The sequence below is a fragment of the Streptomyces sp. NPDC059248 genome, assembly GCF_042753905.1.
In the GTDB taxonomy this organism is placed as follows: Bacteria; Actinomycetota; Actinomycetes; order Streptomycetales; family Streptomycetaceae; genus Streptomyces.
In genome coordinates this window covers 36,107-52,723 of the sequence record NZ_JBHYZV010000058.1, presented here as the reverse complement: position 1 = coordinate 52,723, position 16,617 = coordinate 36,107, and the positions used below count along the sequence as shown (strand labels likewise).

The 16,617-nt window shown below is 71.6% G+C and carries 16 protein-coding genes; 7 read left to right on the top strand and 9 right to left on the bottom strand.

What is annotated here, in order from left to right:
* Nucleotides 1-498: 498 nt before the first annotated feature.
* Complete coding sequence (locus ACFXG1_RS23505) at nt 499-828, top strand: hypothetical protein (RefSeq protein WP_384744405.1); 330 nt, start codon at nt 499-501, stop codon at nt 826-828.
* A 120-nt stretch (nt 829-948) separates the two neighbouring features.
* On the opposite strand, the gene ACFXG1_RS23500 is transcribed toward ACFXG1_RS23505, so the two are convergent.
* Nucleotides 949-2,190, bottom strand: coding sequence for an amidohydrolase (locus tag ACFXG1_RS23500; protein WP_384719095.1), 1,242 nt, complete (start codon nt 2,188-2,190; stop codon nt 949-951).
* 204 nt (nt 2,191-2,394) lie between these two features.
* On the opposite strand from ACFXG1_RS23500, the gene ACFXG1_RS23495 reads away from it, so the two are divergent.
* Nucleotides 2,395-3,357 (top strand): threonine/serine dehydratase, encoded by a 963-nt coding sequence (locus tag ACFXG1_RS23495; RefSeq protein WP_384719085.1) that lies wholly within the window; start codon nt 2,395-2,397, stop codon nt 3,355-3,357.
* 52 nt (nt 3,358-3,409) lie between these two features.
* Here ACFXG1_RS23495 and ACFXG1_RS23490 read toward each other — a convergent pair whose 3' ends face one another.
* On the bottom strand, nt 3,410-3,709 hold the full coding sequence (locus ACFXG1_RS23490) for a DUF397 domain-containing protein (RefSeq protein WP_384719087.1): 300 nt from the start codon (nt 3,707-3,709) through the stop codon (nt 3,410-3,412).
* On the bottom strand, nt 3,699-4,499 hold the full coding sequence (locus tag ACFXG1_RS23485; protein ID WP_384719089.1) for a Scr1 family TA system antitoxin-like transcriptional regulator: 801 nt from the start codon (nt 4,497-4,499) through the stop codon (nt 3,699-3,701). The genes ACFXG1_RS23490 and ACFXG1_RS23485 overlap by 11 nt, the downstream gene beginning before the upstream one ends.
* A 334-nt stretch (nt 4,500-4,833) precedes the next feature.
* Here ACFXG1_RS23485 and ACFXG1_RS23480 point away from each other — a divergent pair, with 334 nt between their 5' ends.
* The 4 genes from ACFXG1_RS23480 (at nt 4,834) to ACFXG1_RS23465 (ending at nt 8,251) form a co-directional block, all read left to right on the top strand.
* Entirely contained in the window at nt 4,834-5,085 is a 252-nt protein-coding gene (locus ACFXG1_RS23480; RefSeq protein WP_384719091.1) for a hypothetical protein, read from the top strand.
* Nucleotides 5,082-5,531: a hypothetical protein gene (locus ACFXG1_RS23475; protein ID WP_384719093.1), complete on the top strand. Its 450-nt coding sequence runs from the start codon at nt 5,082-5,084 to the stop codon at nt 5,529-5,531. Before ACFXG1_RS23480 ends, ACFXG1_RS23475 begins: the two co-directional genes overlap by 4 nt.
* A 189-nt stretch (nt 5,532-5,720) precedes the next feature.
* On the top strand, nt 5,721-7,505 hold the full coding sequence (locus ACFXG1_RS23470) for an Imm49 family immunity protein (RefSeq protein WP_384744402.1): 1,785 nt from the start codon (nt 5,721-5,723) through the stop codon (nt 7,503-7,505).
* 56 nt (nt 7,506-7,561) lie between these two features.
* The gene (locus ACFXG1_RS23465; protein ID WP_384719182.1) at nt 7,562-8,251 is read left to right on the top strand and encodes an SMI1/KNR4 family protein; all 690 of its coding nucleotides are present in this window, start codon (nt 7,562-7,564) and stop codon (nt 8,249-8,251) included.
* 66 nt (nt 8,252-8,317) lie between these two features.
* On the opposite strand, the gene ACFXG1_RS23460 is transcribed toward ACFXG1_RS23465, so the two are convergent.
* The 3 genes from ACFXG1_RS23460 to ACFXG1_RS23450 form a co-directional block, all read right to left on the bottom strand.
* On the bottom strand, nt 8,318-9,481 hold the full coding sequence (locus ACFXG1_RS23460; protein WP_384744400.1) for a serine hydrolase domain-containing protein: 1,164 nt from the start codon (nt 9,479-9,481) through the stop codon (nt 8,318-8,320).
* A 286-nt stretch (nt 9,482-9,767) separates the two neighbouring features.
* The gene (leuE, locus tag ACFXG1_RS23455; RefSeq protein ID WP_384719186.1) at nt 9,768-10,427 is read right to left on the bottom strand and encodes a leucine efflux protein LeuE; all 660 of its coding nucleotides are present in this window, start codon (nt 10,425-10,427) and stop codon (nt 9,768-9,770) included.
* A gap of 100 nt (nt 10,428-10,527) precedes the next feature.
* Nucleotides 10,528-12,171 carry a methylmalonyl-CoA mutase gene (locus tag ACFXG1_RS23450; RefSeq protein ID WP_384744398.1) on the bottom strand — a complete coding sequence of 548 codons (1,644 nt, stop codon included), beginning with the start codon at nt 12,169-12,171 and terminating at the stop codon, nt 10,528-10,530.
* Nucleotides 12,172-12,380: 209 nt separating this feature from the next.
* Between ACFXG1_RS23450 and ACFXG1_RS23445 the strand changes: the two genes are divergently transcribed.
* Nucleotides 12,381-13,313, top strand: coding sequence for a peptidoglycan-binding protein (locus tag ACFXG1_RS23445; protein WP_384720456.1), 933 nt, complete (start codon nt 12,381-12,383; stop codon nt 13,311-13,313).
* 231 nt (nt 13,314-13,544) lie between these two features.
* Here ACFXG1_RS23445 and ACFXG1_RS23440 read toward each other — a convergent pair whose 3' ends face one another.
* The 3 genes from ACFXG1_RS23440 to ACFXG1_RS23430 all read right to left on the bottom strand — a co-directional run bounded on the left by ACFXG1_RS23440 (nt 13,545) and on the right by ACFXG1_RS23430 (nt 16,416).
* Nucleotides 13,545-14,747 (bottom strand): hypothetical protein, encoded by a 1,203-nt coding sequence (locus tag ACFXG1_RS23440; protein ID WP_384720454.1) that lies wholly within the window; start codon nt 14,745-14,747, stop codon nt 13,545-13,547.
* On the bottom strand, nt 14,747-15,472 hold the full coding sequence (locus ACFXG1_RS23435) for an RNA polymerase sigma factor (protein ID WP_384720451.1): 726 nt from the start codon (nt 15,470-15,472) through the stop codon (nt 14,747-14,749). Before ACFXG1_RS23435 ends, ACFXG1_RS23440 begins: the two co-directional genes overlap by 1 nt.
* Before the next feature lie 374 nt (nt 15,473-15,846).
* The gene (locus tag ACFXG1_RS23430) at nt 15,847-16,416 is read right to left on the bottom strand and encodes a hypothetical protein (protein ID WP_384744395.1); all 570 of its coding nucleotides are present in this window, start codon (nt 16,414-16,416) and stop codon (nt 15,847-15,849) included.
* Between the last annotated feature and the right edge of the window lie 201 nt (nt 16,417-16,617).

The window sequence follows — 16,617 nt, the reverse complement described above, 5'->3', positions numbered from 1 at the left end:
CCGCTACGACAAGACGGCAACGATCTACCGGGCAGCCCTACACCTCGCGGCCATCCACATCTGGGCCGCGAGGTGATCGCTAAGAAACGCCCTAGGCGGTCCGGCCGGCCGGGGCTCGCGGCTCTTCCGGTCAGGGCTCGTGGCTCTTCCGGCCGGGGGAGCCGCCGTCCGGCCGGAGGGAGCCGCCGCCCGGCGCCCTATCACCGCGCGAAAGCCGGTCCCGGTCCTCGGGGTAGCGGTGGGGGGATTTCGTGAAAGAGGTTTGGGCCACGGCCCGGGAATTCAGGGGCGGACGGCTCCGTCGCGGTGCGTGATAGCCCGCCGGTCCCGGTGATAGCCGATCTCGTACGCCGCGTGATAACCGGTCGACTGCTTGTGACCGGCGCCGCGCCGTTGATACAACCTGGCCACTACAACCATTCGGAGCGATCCCCCACGTCAGACGCCTATCCGGCACCGACGTGGGGTGCCGTTCCACACCCTCAATCGGAGGCTTTTGTGCGCCACATCATGAAGCAGACCTTCGTCGGCCTCGCCGCCGCCGCGAGTGTTGTCGCGTTCAGCCCCACGGCGTCGGCTGCGAACGCGCCGATCGCCGCGGCGCCCGCCGCGGTCCTCGCCCCCGACTGCTCCAAAGGCGTCGGTGGCGGTGCGGACAAGTACGGCTGGGCCCAGTGTTCGGGCCTGAGCGCGACGCAGCGGATCCGGGTCGAGGTCTGGTGCCCCGGCCGGGTGGAGTACGGGCAGTGGGTCCACAACGGCCAGCGGTCCGTCAAGTACTGCTCCGACCTGTCCGTGCCGAGCCGGGTCGACATCGACTACCGCTGAGCGGACCGGGACCGGGACCAGTGAGGACGTCGGCCCCGTAAGAGGGGACGACGGAGGGCGCCCGCGTGGTGTGCGGGCGCCCTCCGGCTCGTATCCCCGATACCGCCTACGGCCTACGGCCTACGGGGTGTCCTTCTCGTCGCGGGCGTTCAGGAGCGCCGCCGCGGTGAAGAGTTCGACGCCCACCCGGATGGCCTCCTCGTCGACGTCGAAGTCGCCGCGGTGCAGATCGCGGCGGACCGTGTCGCCGGGGCGGCGGACGCCGAGCCGGGCCATCGCGCCCGGGACGTGCTCCAGATACCAGGAGAAGTCCTCGCCGCCGAGGCTCTGCTCGGTGTCCTCGACGGTGTGGGCGCCGCGGCGGGCGGTCTGGGCCTCCCGCAGCAGTTCGGTGACGGCGGGGTCGTTCACCACGGGCGGGACGCCGCGGATGTAGTCGATCTGCGTCTTCGCCCGGTGGACCGTGGCGATCTCGTCGATCGCCGCGTGCACCAGGTCCGGCGCCTCACGCCAGGTCGGCAGATCGAGGCAGCGGACCGTGCCGGAGAGTTCGGCGTGCTGCGGGATCACATTGCAGGCGTGCCCGGACTCGATCCGGCCCCAGGTCACGGCGAGCCCGGAGCGGGCGTCGACCCGGCGGGCGATCATCGCCGGGACCTCGGTGACGATCTTCGCGGCGGCGGTGACCAGGTCGGTGGTCAGATGGGGGCGGGCGGTGTGGCCGCCGGGACCGTCGAGGGTGATCTCCAGCCGGTCGCAGGCGGAGGTGATCGGTCCGGGCCGCAGTCCGATGAATCCGGCGTCGACCTTGGGGTCGCAGTGGACGGCGATGATCCGCCCGACGCCGTCGAGCACCCCGGAGTCGATCGCGTCCGGCGCGCCGCCCGGCAGGACCTCTTCGGCGGGCTGGAAGACCAGCCGTACCGGCGCGGGCAGCAGCCCTTCCCGGTCCAGCTCGGCGAGTACGAGTCCGGCGCCGAGCACGGCCGCGGTGTGGACGTCGTGGCCGCAGGCGTGGGCCCGGTCCGGGACGGTGGAGCGGTACGCGACCGAGGTCTTGGTGTCCGGGATGGGCAGGGCGTCGATGTCGGCGCGCAGCGCCAGCATCGGCGACACCCCGTCCCAGATGCCGATGTCGCAGACGAGTCCGGTGCCCATCCCGAGTACGCGCGGCGCGAGACCGGCCAGCTCAAGCCGGTTCTTGATCGCCGTGGTGGTACGGAACTCCTGGTTTCCCAGCTCCGGGTGCATATGGAGATCGCGGCGGAACGCGATGAGCTCGGAACAGAGCGCCTCGGACAGCGTGCCGGGCAGGGCGACGGTGACGGGCGGTTCGCCTTCGGAGTCGGACTCGCGGGACATCAGTTGGTTCACCTGTTGAAGAGTAGGCCCAGCAGGGGGTCAACTGACCACTGATCAACAAAAGTTCAACCGGTCAGGGGAAGAAAAAACGTCGCACGGTGCATGATCATCCGACCCTGTGGGTAAGCTCACGCCTCCTTCCCGACCGTACAGGCCCCTGGTCCGTGCCGCCTCCCGGAGACCGCGCGGTGCGAGGATGGCCGAATGATCGGTATCGAGGATGTGCGCGCGGCGGCCCGGCTCGTCGAAGGGCGTGTGGTCCGCACCCCGACCGTGTTCTCCCCGGGGCTCACGGAGCTGCTCGGGGTCCCCGTCACGGCGAAGCTGGAGCTGCTCCAGCGCACGGGCTCCTTCAAGGCGCGCGGCGCGCTCGCGAAGCTGCTGTCCCTGGACGAGCCCCGGCGTAAGGCGGGTGTGGTCGCCGTCAGCGGCGGCAACCACGGGGTGGCGGTGGCGGTCGCCGCCGGGATGCTCGGCATCGAAGCGACGGTCTGTATGTCGCGTACGGCTCCGGCCCGGTCGATCGCGGCGGCGGAGGCGGCGGGGGCGTATGTCCGGCTCACCGACACGATGCCCGAGGCGTTCGCCTTGATGGAACGGCTGGTCGCGGACGGTCTCACCCTGGTGCACCCCTTCGACGATCCGCTGGTGGCCGCCGCGCAGGGCACCGTGGGCCTCGAATTCGCCGAGGACCTCCCGGCGACCGGCGCCGAGGCCCCGACGGACGTCCTGGTCAGCATCGGCGGCGGCGCCCTGATCACGGGGGTCGCGGTGGCGCTGAAGGCGCTGATCCCCGGGATCCGGGTCTGGGGTGTGGAGACGGCGGGCGCCGAGTCGATGTCCCGGGCGCTGGCGGCCGGCGGCCCGGTACCGGTGGAGCTGTCGTCGCTCGTGACGACGCTCAGCGCGCCCTCCGTGTCACAAATGACCTATGACCATGTGACAGCGCTGGTCGAGGACGTGCTCGTGGTGACAGACGCGGCGGCGGTGCAGGGCGTCACGGAGCTGGCGGAGCACGCCAAGCTGTGGACGGAGCCGGCGGCGGGCTGTCTCGTCCCGGCCGCGCAACTGCTCGTGGACCGTGTCGGCCCCGAGGCCCGGCTGGGCCTGGTGATCTGCGGCGGCAACGCGACGCTGGCGGACGCCGTGGAGTGGGGAGCGGTCTGAAACCGGCGCCCCCCTCGGCGGCGGGGGCCGACGAGGGGGGCGGTGGTACGGATCAGCTCGCGACGCCGTCCTTCAGGCTGCGGACGAAGGCGGTCCAGGCGGGGGCCGGGAACACCAGGGCCGGGCCGGACGGGACCTTGGAGTCCCGGACGGGGACGACGGGGTAGCCATCGGCAACCTCGACGCAACTTCCGCCGTCCGAACCGCTGTAGCTCGACTTACGCCAGCCGGTCCACGCGGCGGTGTAGCCATCCGCGACCTCGACACAGCTGTCGTTGTCAGGGCCGCTGTAGCTCGACTTGCGCCAGCCCGTCAGCACGGACGCGTCGAGAAGTATCCGCTCAGTTGTCATCGCGTTCGTAGTCCTTCGCAGTTGCTCGCACGAGGGCCAGGGACTCGGTCAGCGGCAGTGCCTCGGCCAGGGCGTGGTCGTATCGACCCTGGATGATTTCCACCACCGGCTGGACGTCGTGCACCTTGCCCGTCCGGACCCCCTCAACGTAGGCGATGGGCGGCTGATCCTCGAACCACATCAGGGACACCATGCCCTCCAACAACGGATACGCTCCGGCTCCGTACGGAATGACATGGAGCCGGATGCGCTCGCGGTCCACCAGGTCGGCGATGTGGTGGAGTTGGCGGGCCATCACACCCGGCCCACCGATGGGACGCCGTAACACGCTCTCATCCAGCAGTACCCAGACAATCGGGTCCACAGGGTCGGCCAGAATCCGCGAACGCTCTATGCGAGTGACCACGGTCCGGTCACGATCCTCCGCGCTGATCGGCGGGTATGCCGTCCGGATCACCGCGTGAGCGTACTCCGGGGTCTGGAGGATGCCCGGTACGAACGACAGGGCGAACTCCCGGATGATCGACGCCTGCCCCTCGAACTGGAGGGCCGCCTCGAAGTGGTCAGCCACCGGGTACGCGTCCGCCCCCGGCCGGAAGTTGGCCAGGACGTCACCCGTGTTGAGCGCCCGGTCCAGCCGTTTCGCGTCCTCCTCGGACGGCGTCCGCCGCCCCGCCTCGATATGAGCGATGTGGGTCCGCGTCATGATCGCCGCGTCGGCCAACTGCTGTTGCGTCATGGACGCCTTGACGCGCTGCTCCCGCAGCCACTCTCCGTAAGGCTTCGCCATCGTTCCACACTCCTTCGCAACTTCCTTGTCCTCTACGTGCCTTAGGGGACGTCACTCGCGACCCCCTTTCGGAGGCTACCGAGTTGGCCCGAAGCTTGTCCTGGAAAACCGGAAAACCGGGAAGTCCGTAAACGGCCGAAGGGATACGGCAACGAGCCATGACCGAGCACCGCACCCGCTCCGCCAATATGTTCGAATCGGCGGAGCTGTATCGATTGTTGAAAGCCGGGGGCGCCTGGCAACTCGCGCCGAAGTGGGTCCCCAGGACCGGCTATGCTCCCGTGACACCGGAACTACTCGAAGCCATTGCGCACGGGCTGCGAAGGAAACTCCGGTGAGCGGCGACAGGGACGCGGCGCCGACCGCGTACATTCCCGCCGTCGATGATGTGGTCCTCGACTCGGCCACCCACAAGGTGGGCCGCGTGATGGACAGGATGAGCCGCTTGGTGCAGCTCAGGCCGTTGGGCGGCGGTCTGGAGTGGGACGCGGCGGCGGCCGACCTGACCCCGGTCGAACCCGCCGACCTCCTGCGGCGGGCGGTCTCCGAAGCGAATGCGGCAAGCCGCCGGGAGGCGCTGAAATGAGCGCTCCGGAAGAGCCCGGGGAAGAGCGCATGATCTGCGCCGCCCTGGCCAGACTGCCGCTCCAGTTGATCGTCCTCACCCAGGAAATGGCACCCGATCCGCCGGTCCATCCCATTCGGATCATGACAAGTCTGCGGTGCGCGCTGGAATCGCACGGGACCGGCCCGCATTACGACCTCGTACGGGAACAGGACGAGGCGGAGGACGGTGCGGTATGGGCCCGCTGGAGCACCGGAATAGAGCCTTCCGCAGTGGGGATTCTGCGGGATTGCCCGGCCGACAACGGAGCGCCCGGCGCGGAAAATGACGCGTGCACGCTATTCGCCGGGCATCCGGGCGGACATAGTTTCATTTTCTCCGATCCGGAGTACGAGTCGGTGCTCACCAGCCCGGAATACGTACGGCTCGACGCGGAGTTCGACGGCCCCAAGGACCCGGCCGACTGAGCTGCCGCCGCCGCCCGGCCGCCCCTCCCCTCGAAGCACGGGCGGGCGGCCGGGCGGACGTGGTCGCACCGGTCACCCTGCGTGATAACCGCGATGTCAGTGGGTCTTTCTATGCTGATGGAGCAAGATCGACTCATGGGTGTGTCACGCGGGTGGGCCGATGGGCCAGGGGCGGAGGGGCGGCGGGCCGTGCGGATCGAGCGTCATGAAGTGGGGCGGGAGGCGATCTCCGAGGCGCTGGAGGGGTTCGCCGGGCGGATCGCGGGCGACGTCCGGATGATGGAGCACGACCGGCACCCGGCGGGTGGCTGGCAGTTGATCGCCGAGTCGCTGGTGGAGTACGCGGCGGCGAGGTCGGTGACGCATCCGGAACTGACGGACGCGGACGCCAGGATCGCGATCGAGTCGGCCGCGTCGGCGGCCGTCGGCTCGGTGGCGCTGGCGGCGGGCCTGGGCGGCCGGGTGTGGATCGACTACACGGGCACGGGTGTCGAGCACCGGGCGGCCCTGCCCGGCGGGACGGGCTCGCCCGTCCGGCCGCATGTCTGGCTGGAGGCGTTCCTGCTGGCGTTCGTCGCCGGGGTGTCCGACGAGAACGGGGACCTGTTCGTGGCGGCGGCGCCCGCACTCGCCGGTCAGGAGAGCCGGCCGGATGTGGCGCTGGTGCACGCGCTGCTGATCTATGTGTACGGCTGTGCGGAAGGGTGGCCGGAGACGGCGGGGCCGCTGTCCGAGACGAACCGGGCCGAGTTGATCGGCACGATCTGCGACGGGGTCGACCCGGATCCCACCCTCGGCCGCCAGTACCGGTCCGCGCTGGTCAGCCTGCGGGCCCTGGCCACCGGTGACCGGGAGGGGTTCGCCCGCTCCCTGGCCGCGCAGTTGGAGCGGCACCGGGCCGTCGAGTCGTCGTACGGCCGTCCGACGCTGAGCGGACTGCTCCCGATGGACGCGATCGCGCTGGCGGCGATGGCGGTCCGGTGGCACGAGTGGGAGCTGCCGGTCGAATCGGGGTATCTGCCCCGGGGTCCGGTATCGGGCTTCCGGCCGCCGCCGGGCCGGGTGGGGCCGTACGGACGGCACAAACGCCCCGACGCTGACCCGCTTCCGCTGGTGGTCGACCGCCCGGAGCACCCGTACGCCCGGTACGCGGCGGGGGACGGCACCGACAGCGGGTCGGGGATCTCCGCCTTCGAGGAGTACGTGGCGCGCGAGCTGGCCCTCTTCCACGACATCGACGGGGACCCGGCCGAGGCGAGCCGGGCGCTGGAACAGGTGATGCGGGGCCATCTGTGGCTCTTCCTGCACCGGGTCGCGGGTGACCCCGAGGGCCGGGACCCGGCGCTGCCGGACCTGCTGCGGACCGCCACGGAGGCGGGAGCGGCGGCGCTGCGGCTGGGGCGGGCGCCGAAAGGCACCCTGCTCCCGGTGACCGTGGGCGCCACGACACGTACCGTCCCCTCCCGGCCCGGGGAGGCGGGCGACCCCGGGTTCTGGAAGGAGACCATCGCCCTCGCGCTGATCACCGGCGACCGGGTGTCCCTGGCGGCCTGCGTCCTCGTGGAGCCCTCGTTCTTCACGGCCGCCGCCCCGCATCTCACGGACGTCGCGGCGTACGGGGCCGCGCTCCACGACTACCTGCGCGGCGAGGACCCGGTCCCGGCCGTCGACCGCGCCCTCACCATCGCCGCCTCCTACGACCACACCCGCACCCCCACCCCACCCGTGACCCTGCTGTCCCAGGTGGTGGAGGGCGACCGCGAGGGCTTCGCCCTGGCCCTCGCGGACACCCTGGAGAAGCACCGCGACCACTACGCCACGGGCGACCGCGCGGACACCCATCACGCGGTGCTCGACCTCGACGCCCTGGCCCTGGTCTGCCACGTCCACCGCATGGGCTGGCAGGTCCCGGTGTCCTCCCCGTACCTCCCCGCCCGAATACTGAACCTGGGCGCCCGCCCGGACACCGTGTGACGCCATGCCATTGCCGGGGGCGGGCAGATGTCACCGGCTCCGCCTACGGTCTGGGCATGACTGATCAGCGGTGGAGCGGTGTCCGTCGGCGTGTGCGCGACCTGGGTGTCCTGCCGTCGAGCGGCAAGGTGTTCGGCTCGCAGGGACACCGGTGGGCCCTGGACGACCCCCTGGCCGACGACCAGCTCGCCGAGCTCGAAGCACAGCTGGGCGTACGGCTGCCGGACGAGTACCGGACCTTCCTCACCTGCGTGGGCGCCGGTGGCGCGGGTCCCGCGTACGGCCTCTTCCCCGTTCGCCGGGTGCAGGGCCGCTGGCGCTGGGAAGGCGACGGTGCCCACCTGGCCGATCCGTCCATGCTCGCCCGGCCCTTTCCGGACCAGGGACCGGACCCCCGGGAACGCGACGCGCTTCTCGCCGTGCGCCCCGAAGAGGAGGACTTCGACGAGATCGATGACTTCGACGATGCCATCGAAGAGTGGGACGAACGCTGGGGAGCCCTGTTGTTCGCCCCCGAGCGCACCGCCGGCGCCATCGTGGTCTCCCACCTCGGCTGCGCCCAGCGGGAGTGGCTGATCATCAGCGGCACCCATCGCGGCACCATCTGGTCCGACTGGCGGGCGGACGACGGCGACCTCGTTCCGCTCCACGACCAGACCGGCCGACCGGTCACCTTCGCCCGCTGGTACCTCGACTGGCTGCGAAAGGCCGAGCTCACCGCCCACCAACCGGCTACGGACGCCTGACCTCGGCAAGGCGTGCGGACCACTGGAGCGTGCAGAGCGCTGACGAGCGAGCGGGGCCGCCCCAGTTCATGAGGGCCGGCAGAACTCCGCGTCGGCGATGCTTCTGGCCGCTGTGTCCTGGAGTGCGAGGTGGTCGGTGTTGAAATACAGGGTCATCCGGTGGCGGGTGTCGCGGGTGGAGACCGTGAGGGCTTCGAATCCGTAGCCGCCGCCGCGCTGTCCCCAGAGCTCGGCCCCGCAGGAGGTGGTCATACGGAAGAGGCCCAGCCCGTAGGCGTCGGCGCCCACGGAGATGGTGGTGGTCATCTCCCTCAGTTGCGCCCGGGGCAGCAGCCGACCGTCGAGGAGGGCGCTGTAGAAACGGTTGAGGTCGTCGGCCGTGCTGATGATCTCCCCGCTGGCGCGGAGGGGTGAGGGGTTGAACTCGGTGACGTCGACGCCTGGCAGGGGTGCCTGGATCTGAGCGGTGGAGTAAGCCCGTCCGGACGGGCGGGGCAGCGTCTCGCGGGTACCCGGCGAACTGGTGCCTCGCAGCCGGAGGGGGGTGATGATGCGCCGGTGCAGCTCGTCCTCGTAGGAGTGGCCGGTGATTCTCTCCACGATCAGCGCGGCCAGCAGGTAGTTGGTGTTGGAGTACACGAACCGTTCGCCGGGGGCCGCCGAGGGTGGCTTCGACATCGCGACGGCCAGGAGCTCCTCAGGGGTCCAGGTCTCGTGCAGGTGCTTCAGCCAGATCGGGCCGATCTGGTGCAGGGCGGGGTCGTTGAGGTAGTTGTACACACCGCTGGTGTGGTTCAGCAGCTGTCGGACGGTGATGCGGCGGCCGTCGTGACCGTGGCCCCGGACCACCCCGGGCAGATGCTTCTCCACCGTGTCGTCGATACTGAGCCGCCCCTCCGCCTCCAGCTGGAGTACGAGGGTGGCGGTGAACGTCTTGGTGATGCTGCCGACCCGGAAGTGGTCCGCCGGATAGGGAGGGCGTTTCGTGTCCCGGTCCGCTGCCCCTGCCGTTCCCACCCACCGGCCATGGCCGTCGGCCACGGTGACGAGGACCCCGGGCGCACCATCCCGTACCGCCCGGTCCATCGCGGCCCGCGTCCGCGCATGCTCCTGCCCGCCGGCCCCACCGGCTGGTGCGGTGGCAGCAGACGGCGATGGAGGCGGCAGGAATGCGGTCACCAGTGCGGCGGCCAGAGAGGCGAGAGCGGCCCGGCTTCTTCCAGTGGCCATGGGCATGGGTCGTGCTCCCTCGCGCGACGGGGATCATCCGCTCAGTCAAACAGAGGCGCCACCGCCCCGCACGCGGGTGGCCCGCCGGCGTTTGCTCCATTCGGCACGGGAACCGCAGGTCACCAGGCCACTGCGGGTCTGGCCGGGCGGGGCGCCGCGGCGTTGGGGTGGATGGGCGCGCGCGGGTGAGACCCCGGGTGGCCGGGGATCCCGACCCGGGGGTACGCGACGTGGTGGAGTGGGCCCGGTCGCCGGGGTGAGCGGCGGTGGAGGCGGGCCGCCGGGGTCAGGTGCCGCTGAGGGAGAGCTTGACCGCGAAGCCGAGGAAGAGCGCGCCGGCCGCCGATGTGGCACCGGCCGAGAGACGCCGACGACGCCGGAACGCCTCCGCGAGATGCGTACCGGTGAAGATCAGCAGGGTGAGGTAGAGCGCGCTGGCTATCTGCGCGAGGCCCCCGAGGACGGCGAACGAGAGCGCCGGATACGAGTACGCCGGGTCCACGAACTGCACAAAGAAGGCGATGAAGAACAGGATCGCCTTCGGGTTGAGCAGGCTGATCACCAGGGCCCGTCGGAACGGGCGCTCCACCGGCTCGGGTATCTCGTCGGCGGTGGCGGTGACCGCTTCCGCCGCGTCGCGCCGGTCGCGCCACATGCCCCAGGCCGCGCGCAGCATGCCCACCGCGAGCCAGGTCAGATAGCCCGCGCCCGCGTATTTCACGATCCCGAACAGCAGGTCGTTCGTCTTCAGCAGAGACGCGATGCCCGCCGCCGAGAGCACCATCAGCACGGCGTCGCCGGTGAACACACCGGCGGCGGCGCGATAGCCCGACCGCACGCCTTTGCGGGCCGCGACGGAGAGCACGTAGAGCGAGTTCGGCCCCGGCAGCAGAATGATCAGTACGAGTCCGGCCAGATAGGTCGGAAGATCGATGACGCCCAGCATCACGCGAGTGTCGCACATGTGTCCGACAACCCCGCAGCCGTTTTTTCCGGCGGTCCCTTGCTCCAGCGGTCCCTTGCTCTGGCGCCACGGCTCCGGCAGGTCAGAACGCCGCCGGCGGTTGATACGTGCCCCACACCTCCCGCAGGACCCCGCACACCTCCCCCACCGTCGCCCCGGCCCGTAGCGCCTCCCTCATCGGATACAGCGTGTTCGTCCCGGGCGACCCCGGCTCAGGGCCCGGCTCCGGGGCCGTGACCGGGAGCCCGGCCGCCGCCGTTCGCAGCTCCGCCAGCGCCGATGTGACGGCCGCCCCGTCCCGCGCCGCCCGCAGCGCAGTGAGCCGGTCCTTCTGGCGGGTCTCGATCCCGGGATCGACCCGCAGGGGTTCGTACGCCCGCTCCTCCTCCCCCTCCCGGAGCCGGAAGCGGTTGACCCCGACCACCACCCGCTCCCCGTCCTCGGTCTCCCGGGCGACGCGATACGCGTTCCGCTCGATCTCGCCCTTCTGGAACCCCCGCTCGACCGCCTCGACCGCCCCGCCCATCTCCTCGATCCGGTCCATCAGCCGGACCACCTCCGTCTCCACGGCGTCCGTGAGGCTCTCGATCGCGTACGACCCGGCGAAGGGGTCGACGGTCGCGGTGACATCGGTCTCGTACGCCAGAACCTGCTGGGTCCGCAGCGCCAGCCGGGCCGAACGCTCCGTGGGCAGCGCGATCGCCTCGTCGAAGGCGTTGGTGTGCAGGGACTGGGTGCCGCCGAAGACCGCGCCGAGCGCCTGGACCACGACCCGGACCAGATTGACCTCCGGCTGCTGCGCGGTGAGCTGGACCCCCGCCGTCTGGGTGTGGAAGCGGAGGGTCTGCGCCTTGGGGTCCCGGGCGCCGAACTCGTCCCGCATCACCCGGGCCCAGATCCGGCGGGCCGCCCGGAACTTGGCGATCTCCTCCAGCAGGGTGGTGCGGGCGACGAAGAAGAACGACAGCCGGGGGCCGAGTTCATCGGCCGTGAGCCCGGCCGCGAGAGCCGTACGGACGTAGGCGACGGCGTTGGCGAGGGTGAAGGCGACCTCCTGCGCGGGCGACGCCCCGGCCTCCGCCATGTGGTAGCCGGAGACGGAGATCGGGTTCCAGCGCGGCAGCTCGGCCCGGCAGTACCGGAAGGTGTCCGCGACCAGCCGCAGCGACGGTCCGGGCGGGAAGATGTACGTCCCCCGGGCGATGTACTCCTTCAGGACGTCGTTCTGGATCGTGCCGTTCAGCCGGTCCGCCGGGGCGCCCTGCTCCTCGGCGGCCAGTTGGTAGAGGAGGAGCAGCGGAGCCGCCGGGGCGTTGATCGTCATCGAGGTGGAGACCTGGTCGAGCCCGATGCCCGCGAAGAGTTCGCGCATGTCGTCGAGGGAGTCGATCGCGACCCCGACCCGGCCGACCTCGCCGTGGGCGAGGGGCGCGTCGGAGTCGTGGCCCATCTGGGTGGGCAGGTCGAAGGCGACGGAGAGACCCGTGGTGCCCTCGGCGATCAGCCGCCGGTAGCGGGCGTTGGACTCGGCGGCGGTGCCGAAGCCCGCGTACTGCCGCATCGTCCACGGGCGGCCGGTGTACATGGTCGGGTACACCCCGCGTGTGAAGGGGTACGTCCCCGGTTCGCCCAGCTTCTCCGCCGGGTCCCAGCCGGTCAGGGCGCCGGGGCCGTACACCGGCTCGACGGGCAGTCCGGACTCCGATTCACGGGGTTGTGCCGCCATGCGCCGCCTCGCCTCCTGAGGGGGTGACCGGGGCCGATCGGGAGCGACCGGATCCGGCCGGATTCCGCTCCCCGAAGATCTCGGGGTGTCGTTTTCGCCTCGCCTTCCCCATGATGCTCAAGAACGGACACCCCGGCAGGGCGGAAAGAGCATCCTCAAGGGTGGGCCACCACAGGGGTACCGGGTTACCGGGGTACAGGGGGACGGCGATGACGGGGCACACCGGATACGTACACAAGGCGCTCGCCGCCGCGGCGGTCGTCGCGCTCACCGTGAGCTGTTCGGCGCGGGCCACCGAGAGCCCGGCCGGAGCGGTCGACGCCGCGGCGGACGGCAAGGCGTCGGGCAAGGCGTCCGGCGGCGCCGCGCCGTACGACGACGGGCTGACCGTACCGCCGTCGTCGCCCGCGCCCTCCCCGTCCACCGAACCGCCCGGCCCGTCCGCGTCCCCGTCCGCCTCCCCGTCTGACGACGCGTCGGAGCCCGCGACGACCGCGCCGCCAGCCCCCGTACTGATGGAACGGGGCGACAGCGGGAAGCGGGTACGGGAGCTCCAGGCCCGGCTCGCCCAGCTCAGCTGGTTCGACGAACGGCCCACGGGTACGTACGGCCGGGTCACGGCCGCCGCCGTACGGGGCTTCCAGGACAAGCGGGGACTGCCCGCCACCGGCGCGGTCGACACCGTGACCTGGGACCGGCTGCTCGGAATGACGAAGCGGCCCACCCGCGACGAACTGGACGGCAGGACCGCCGGGACGAAACCGGCGGCGAAGCTGGATCCCCGGTGCCTCAACGGCCGGGCGCTGTGCGTCAGCAAGACGAGCCGCACCCTGTCCTGGGTGGTGGACGGCAAGGTGCGGTCCGCGATGGACGTCCGGTTCGGCGGCGAGGAGACCCCGACCCGGGAGGGCGTGTTCTCGGTGTTCCGGAAGGAGCGCGACCACATCTCGAACCTGTACGACACACCGATGCCGTACAGCCTCTTCTTCAGCGGCGGCCAGGCCGTCCACTACTCGGCGGACTTCGCCGCCCAGGGCTACGGCGGCGCCTCGCACGGCTGTGTCAACGTCCGGGACCGGGGCGCGATCGCCGCGCTCTTCGACCAGGTCAGGATCGGCGACAAGGTCGTTGTGCACTGGTGAGCCGCCGCCGGGTCGTTTGGAACGTCAGGAACATCGGGAACGTCGGCAACGGGAAGAAGGGGCGCGGGCGGGACCGGGGGAACGTGCCCCGCCCGCGCCGGTGCGCCAAGCCGTAGGTACGGGGGGAACCCCGGCTTCTTGGCGCTCGCCGATGACCAGTCGGCTCACTCTGTACAGCGTCGCGGTGCGCGAAAGTGTCACAGCACCCGCAGAATTCCGAGAAGACCCAGGTCAGGCGGGCAGCGTCGACGCGAAGGGCGCGGCGAAGAAGGTGGCGCTCTCGTCGCGAATGACGTCGCGGGTGACGTCGCCGTTCACCGTGCCGTCGGTGACGTCCCCTTGCGGGGCAGTGCCCTGCTTCTGCTTCTGCTTCTCGACGGGCTTGGGAGGCTTGGGGGCCTTCTCCGTCTTGTCCTTGCCGGGGGGATTCGCCTGACCCGGCCGGGTGTCCTGGGAGCCACCGCCGACACCACCGACACCACCGACCGCGCCGCCCTGGCCGTTCCCGTTCCCGCGGCCCTTCCCCTGGCCCTTGTCCTTGTTCTTGGCCTTGCCGTTCGGCTTGCCCTGGCCGTGGTCGTGCCCATGTCCGTGGCCGTGGCCGTGGCCGTGCCCGGCGCCGGGGGTGCCCTGGGAACCCCGGGCGCCACCACCGCCCGCGCCCGGATGCGTACCGGCGGCCCGGCCGAGTACCCGGTCGCAGAAGGCTTCCACGGCGGCCCGGCCCTTGGCCTCCCGCTCCAGCAGCTCGCGCCCTTCCGCGCCGAGGACCTCGGCGCGATGTTCCCGGCACGCCTTCGCGATCCTGCGCGCCTTCTCGCCCTTGGACCCCGTCCGCTCGCTCTGGCCGATCCCGGTGCCCTTGACCGGACGGGACGGGGAGACCTCCGGAGGGCCGTCACCGTCGAGTACGCCGGGCGCACGGGACGTCTCGCCGGGCGCCTCGCCCAGCGACCCCGTCGAAGTCCCGTCGGAGACGGACGTCCCGACCGTCGAGGTGTCGGTGTCGTCGAAGGGGGAGGGCAGGAAGTCGGAGGCGACGGCGACCCCGCCGATGGCGAATCCGGCCACGACTGCCACAAAGCCGAGCCGGAGCGGTGTGAGCGGCCGTCGCCGCCCGGCTCCCGGCCGGTCGTCCCGGCCCCGCGCCCCCACCGTGACGACGCCCGCGCTCCCGACCCCGCCCCCCGCGTTCGCGGCGCGGGCGGCGGACGCGGCCCGGAACGCCGCCACGGCCGCGTCCTCACCGGGCAACGCCCTGTCGCCGCGGTCGGCACCGGCCTCCGGTTCGGCGGCGGCGCGCAGCGCGTCGGCCAGCCGTACGGCGTCCCGACGCGCGGGTTCGCCGAGGTCTCCGAGTTCCCCGACCGGTTCACCGCGCAGCAGACGCTCCGCCGTCACCTGGTCGAGCCACTCGTTCCGGTCGTCGGCCATCACATGTCCTTCTGCGTCCGCCAACGGGAATGCGTCACACCCGCGGACTCCCGCTCCCCCCGCTTCCTGCCCCGCTGCGGCGGCACCCCGTCAAGCCCCCGCACCGGCTCCGGCCGCCCGGCCCCCGCGACCTCGTCGACCGCCCCCCGGGAACTCGGACTGACGCCCTCCGTATCGTCGCCGCCGAGCATTTCGGCCAGCCGTTTCAGCCCCCGGTGCGCGGCGGTCCTGACGGCTCCCGGCCGCTTCCCCAGAGTCTTGGCGGCGCTCTTGGCGTCCAGCCCGACGACCACCCTGAGGACCACGGCCTCCGCCTGGTCCTGAGGAAGCCGGGCTATCAGCGCCATGGCCCGCCCGGTGGCCAGGGCCTCCATCGCCTCGTCCGCGGTGTCCGAATCGGCGGCCCGGCCGGTCAGTTCCGATTCGTCGCCGCCGACCGCGGGACGCCGCCCCCGCATCCGTATATGATCCAGCGCGCGATTGCGGGCTATCCGCGCCGCCCAGCCGCGAAACCGGTCCGCGTCCCCGCTGAACCGGTCGAGGTCGCGGGCTATCTGGAGCCACGCCTCGGACGTCACGTCCTCGGCGTCGGGCTCCCCGACGAGCGTCCGCACATAGCCGAGCAGCCGCGGGTGCACCGCGCGGTACACAGAACGGAACGCGCACTCGTCCCCGTCCTGTGCCGCGAGCACCGCGGCCGTCAGCTCCGCGTCGTCCCCCAGCACAATCTCTACCTGTACCCGTGTCTGTGCCTTTTCGGTTCCGCAGCCGGTCAGCGCTGCGCCGCTGTGCTCTCAGCCCTTGTACGAGACCGCACGCTACGTCGTCGTACAGCGCCTCGTCCACGGCTTGTACAACTTGCAACAAAATTGCGAGCGACTGCTTCCGAACGGACAGTGACAGAAATCGACCGCCCGGCGCAGAGTGGATTACGGGGCCGTTCCGCGGACCCTGCGGACGGCGACCGGGGCCTCTCCTGTGGGGGGTGGCGGCCCCGGTCGTCCTCCCGAAGAACCCTGCTCCTTCTGCTCGTCTCACCAGCGCGCCGGGTTTCACACCCACCGGCCCGACGACGTGACGCGGGCCACACTTTGGGCGGTCAGGGGCGGGAGCCGCCGCCGCGGGCCCGGCGGGAGACGGCCGCGGCCAGGACCCGGCGGCCCTCGGTGGCGGCGTTCAGCGCCTGGCGCAGGCCGGCCGTGCCCTCGCCGTCGGCGAGGAGTTCCAGCACGCGGATCTGGCGCCGCAGCTCACCGGCGGTCAGTGGATCCGCGTCGGTGGCCTCCCCCGTGCCGTAGCGGCGGTGGAGGGCGAGGGCCGTACCGGAGCACTCCTCGGCCCAGGCCCGGAGCGGGCCCGCGGCCCACTCGGCGGGCGCCCCTTCCAGCATGGCGCGTACGGCGTCGGCCGAGTCGGGTTCACCGGTGTCCCGCTCCGGCGGGCCCTTGAGGGACTCCCGCGCCTCCCCGAGGCGCCCGGCCCAGCGTGCCGGGCCGTTGGCGAGCGCCGCCCACAGCGGGCGCAGCGCCTCGGGGTCGGCGATACCGTCCCCCAGCAGCGGAAGGCACCGTTCCAGACAGGCCACACCACTGGCGGCGAGCGCGCGCTCGTCGGCCCGCGCGATCAGCTCTCTCAGGTCACTAAGGTCACTCAGGCCATCGGACGCCACAGGACGCCTCCCCTCGCGGCCCCAGGCCGCTGCTCCACCTGCGAACTCGATGGCGCAAACTACTCGCTTCGCGAGTGGCGCGCCATGGGTGCACGGAGCCGGGAAGGTCAGGACACGTCCACTACTCCACCAAGTCGGTCCGGATCGTACACACTTACGCCATGGCTCTGTTACATTCGGGCCAACCGGAGAGTGGCCTGC

Coding starts and splice junctions, on each gene's coding strand:
- ACFXG1_RS23500 (WP_384719095.1), bottom strand. CDS start 2,190: ATGTCCCGCGAGTCCGACTCCGAAGGCGAACCGCCCGTCACCGTCGCC.
- ACFXG1_RS23495 (WP_384719085.1), top strand. CDS start 2,395: ATGATCGGTATCGAGGATGTGCGCGCGGCGGCCCGGCTCGTCGAAGGG.
- ACFXG1_RS23490 (WP_384719087.1), bottom strand. CDS start 3,709: ATGACAACTGAGCGGATACTTCTCGACGCGTCCGTGCTGACGGGCTGG.
- ACFXG1_RS23485 (WP_384719089.1), bottom strand. CDS start 4,499: ATGGCGAAGCCTTACGGAGAGTGGCTGCGGGAGCAGCGCGTCAAGGCG.
- ACFXG1_RS23475 (WP_384719093.1), top strand. CDS start 5,082: ATGAGCGCTCCGGAAGAGCCCGGGGAAGAGCGCATGATCTGCGCCGCC.
- ACFXG1_RS23465 (WP_384719182.1), top strand. CDS start 7,562: ATGACTGATCAGCGGTGGAGCGGTGTCCGTCGGCGTGTGCGCGACCTG.
- ACFXG1_RS23460 (WP_384744400.1), bottom strand. CDS start 9,481: ATGGCCACTGGAAGAAGCCGGGCCGCTCTCGCCTCTCTGGCCGCCGCA.
- leuE (WP_384719186.1), bottom strand. CDS start 10,427: ATGCTGGGCGTCATCGATCTTCCGACCTATCTGGCCGGACTCGTACTG.
- ACFXG1_RS23450 (WP_384744398.1), bottom strand. CDS start 12,171: ATGGCGGCACAACCCCGTGAATCGGAGTCCGGACTGCCCGTCGAGCCG.
- ACFXG1_RS23445 (WP_384720456.1), top strand. CDS start 12,381: ATGACGGGGCACACCGGATACGTACACAAGGCGCTCGCCGCCGCGGCG.
- ACFXG1_RS23440 (WP_384720454.1), bottom strand. CDS start 14,747: ATGGCCGACGACCGGAACGAGTGGCTCGACCAGGTGACGGCGGAGCGT.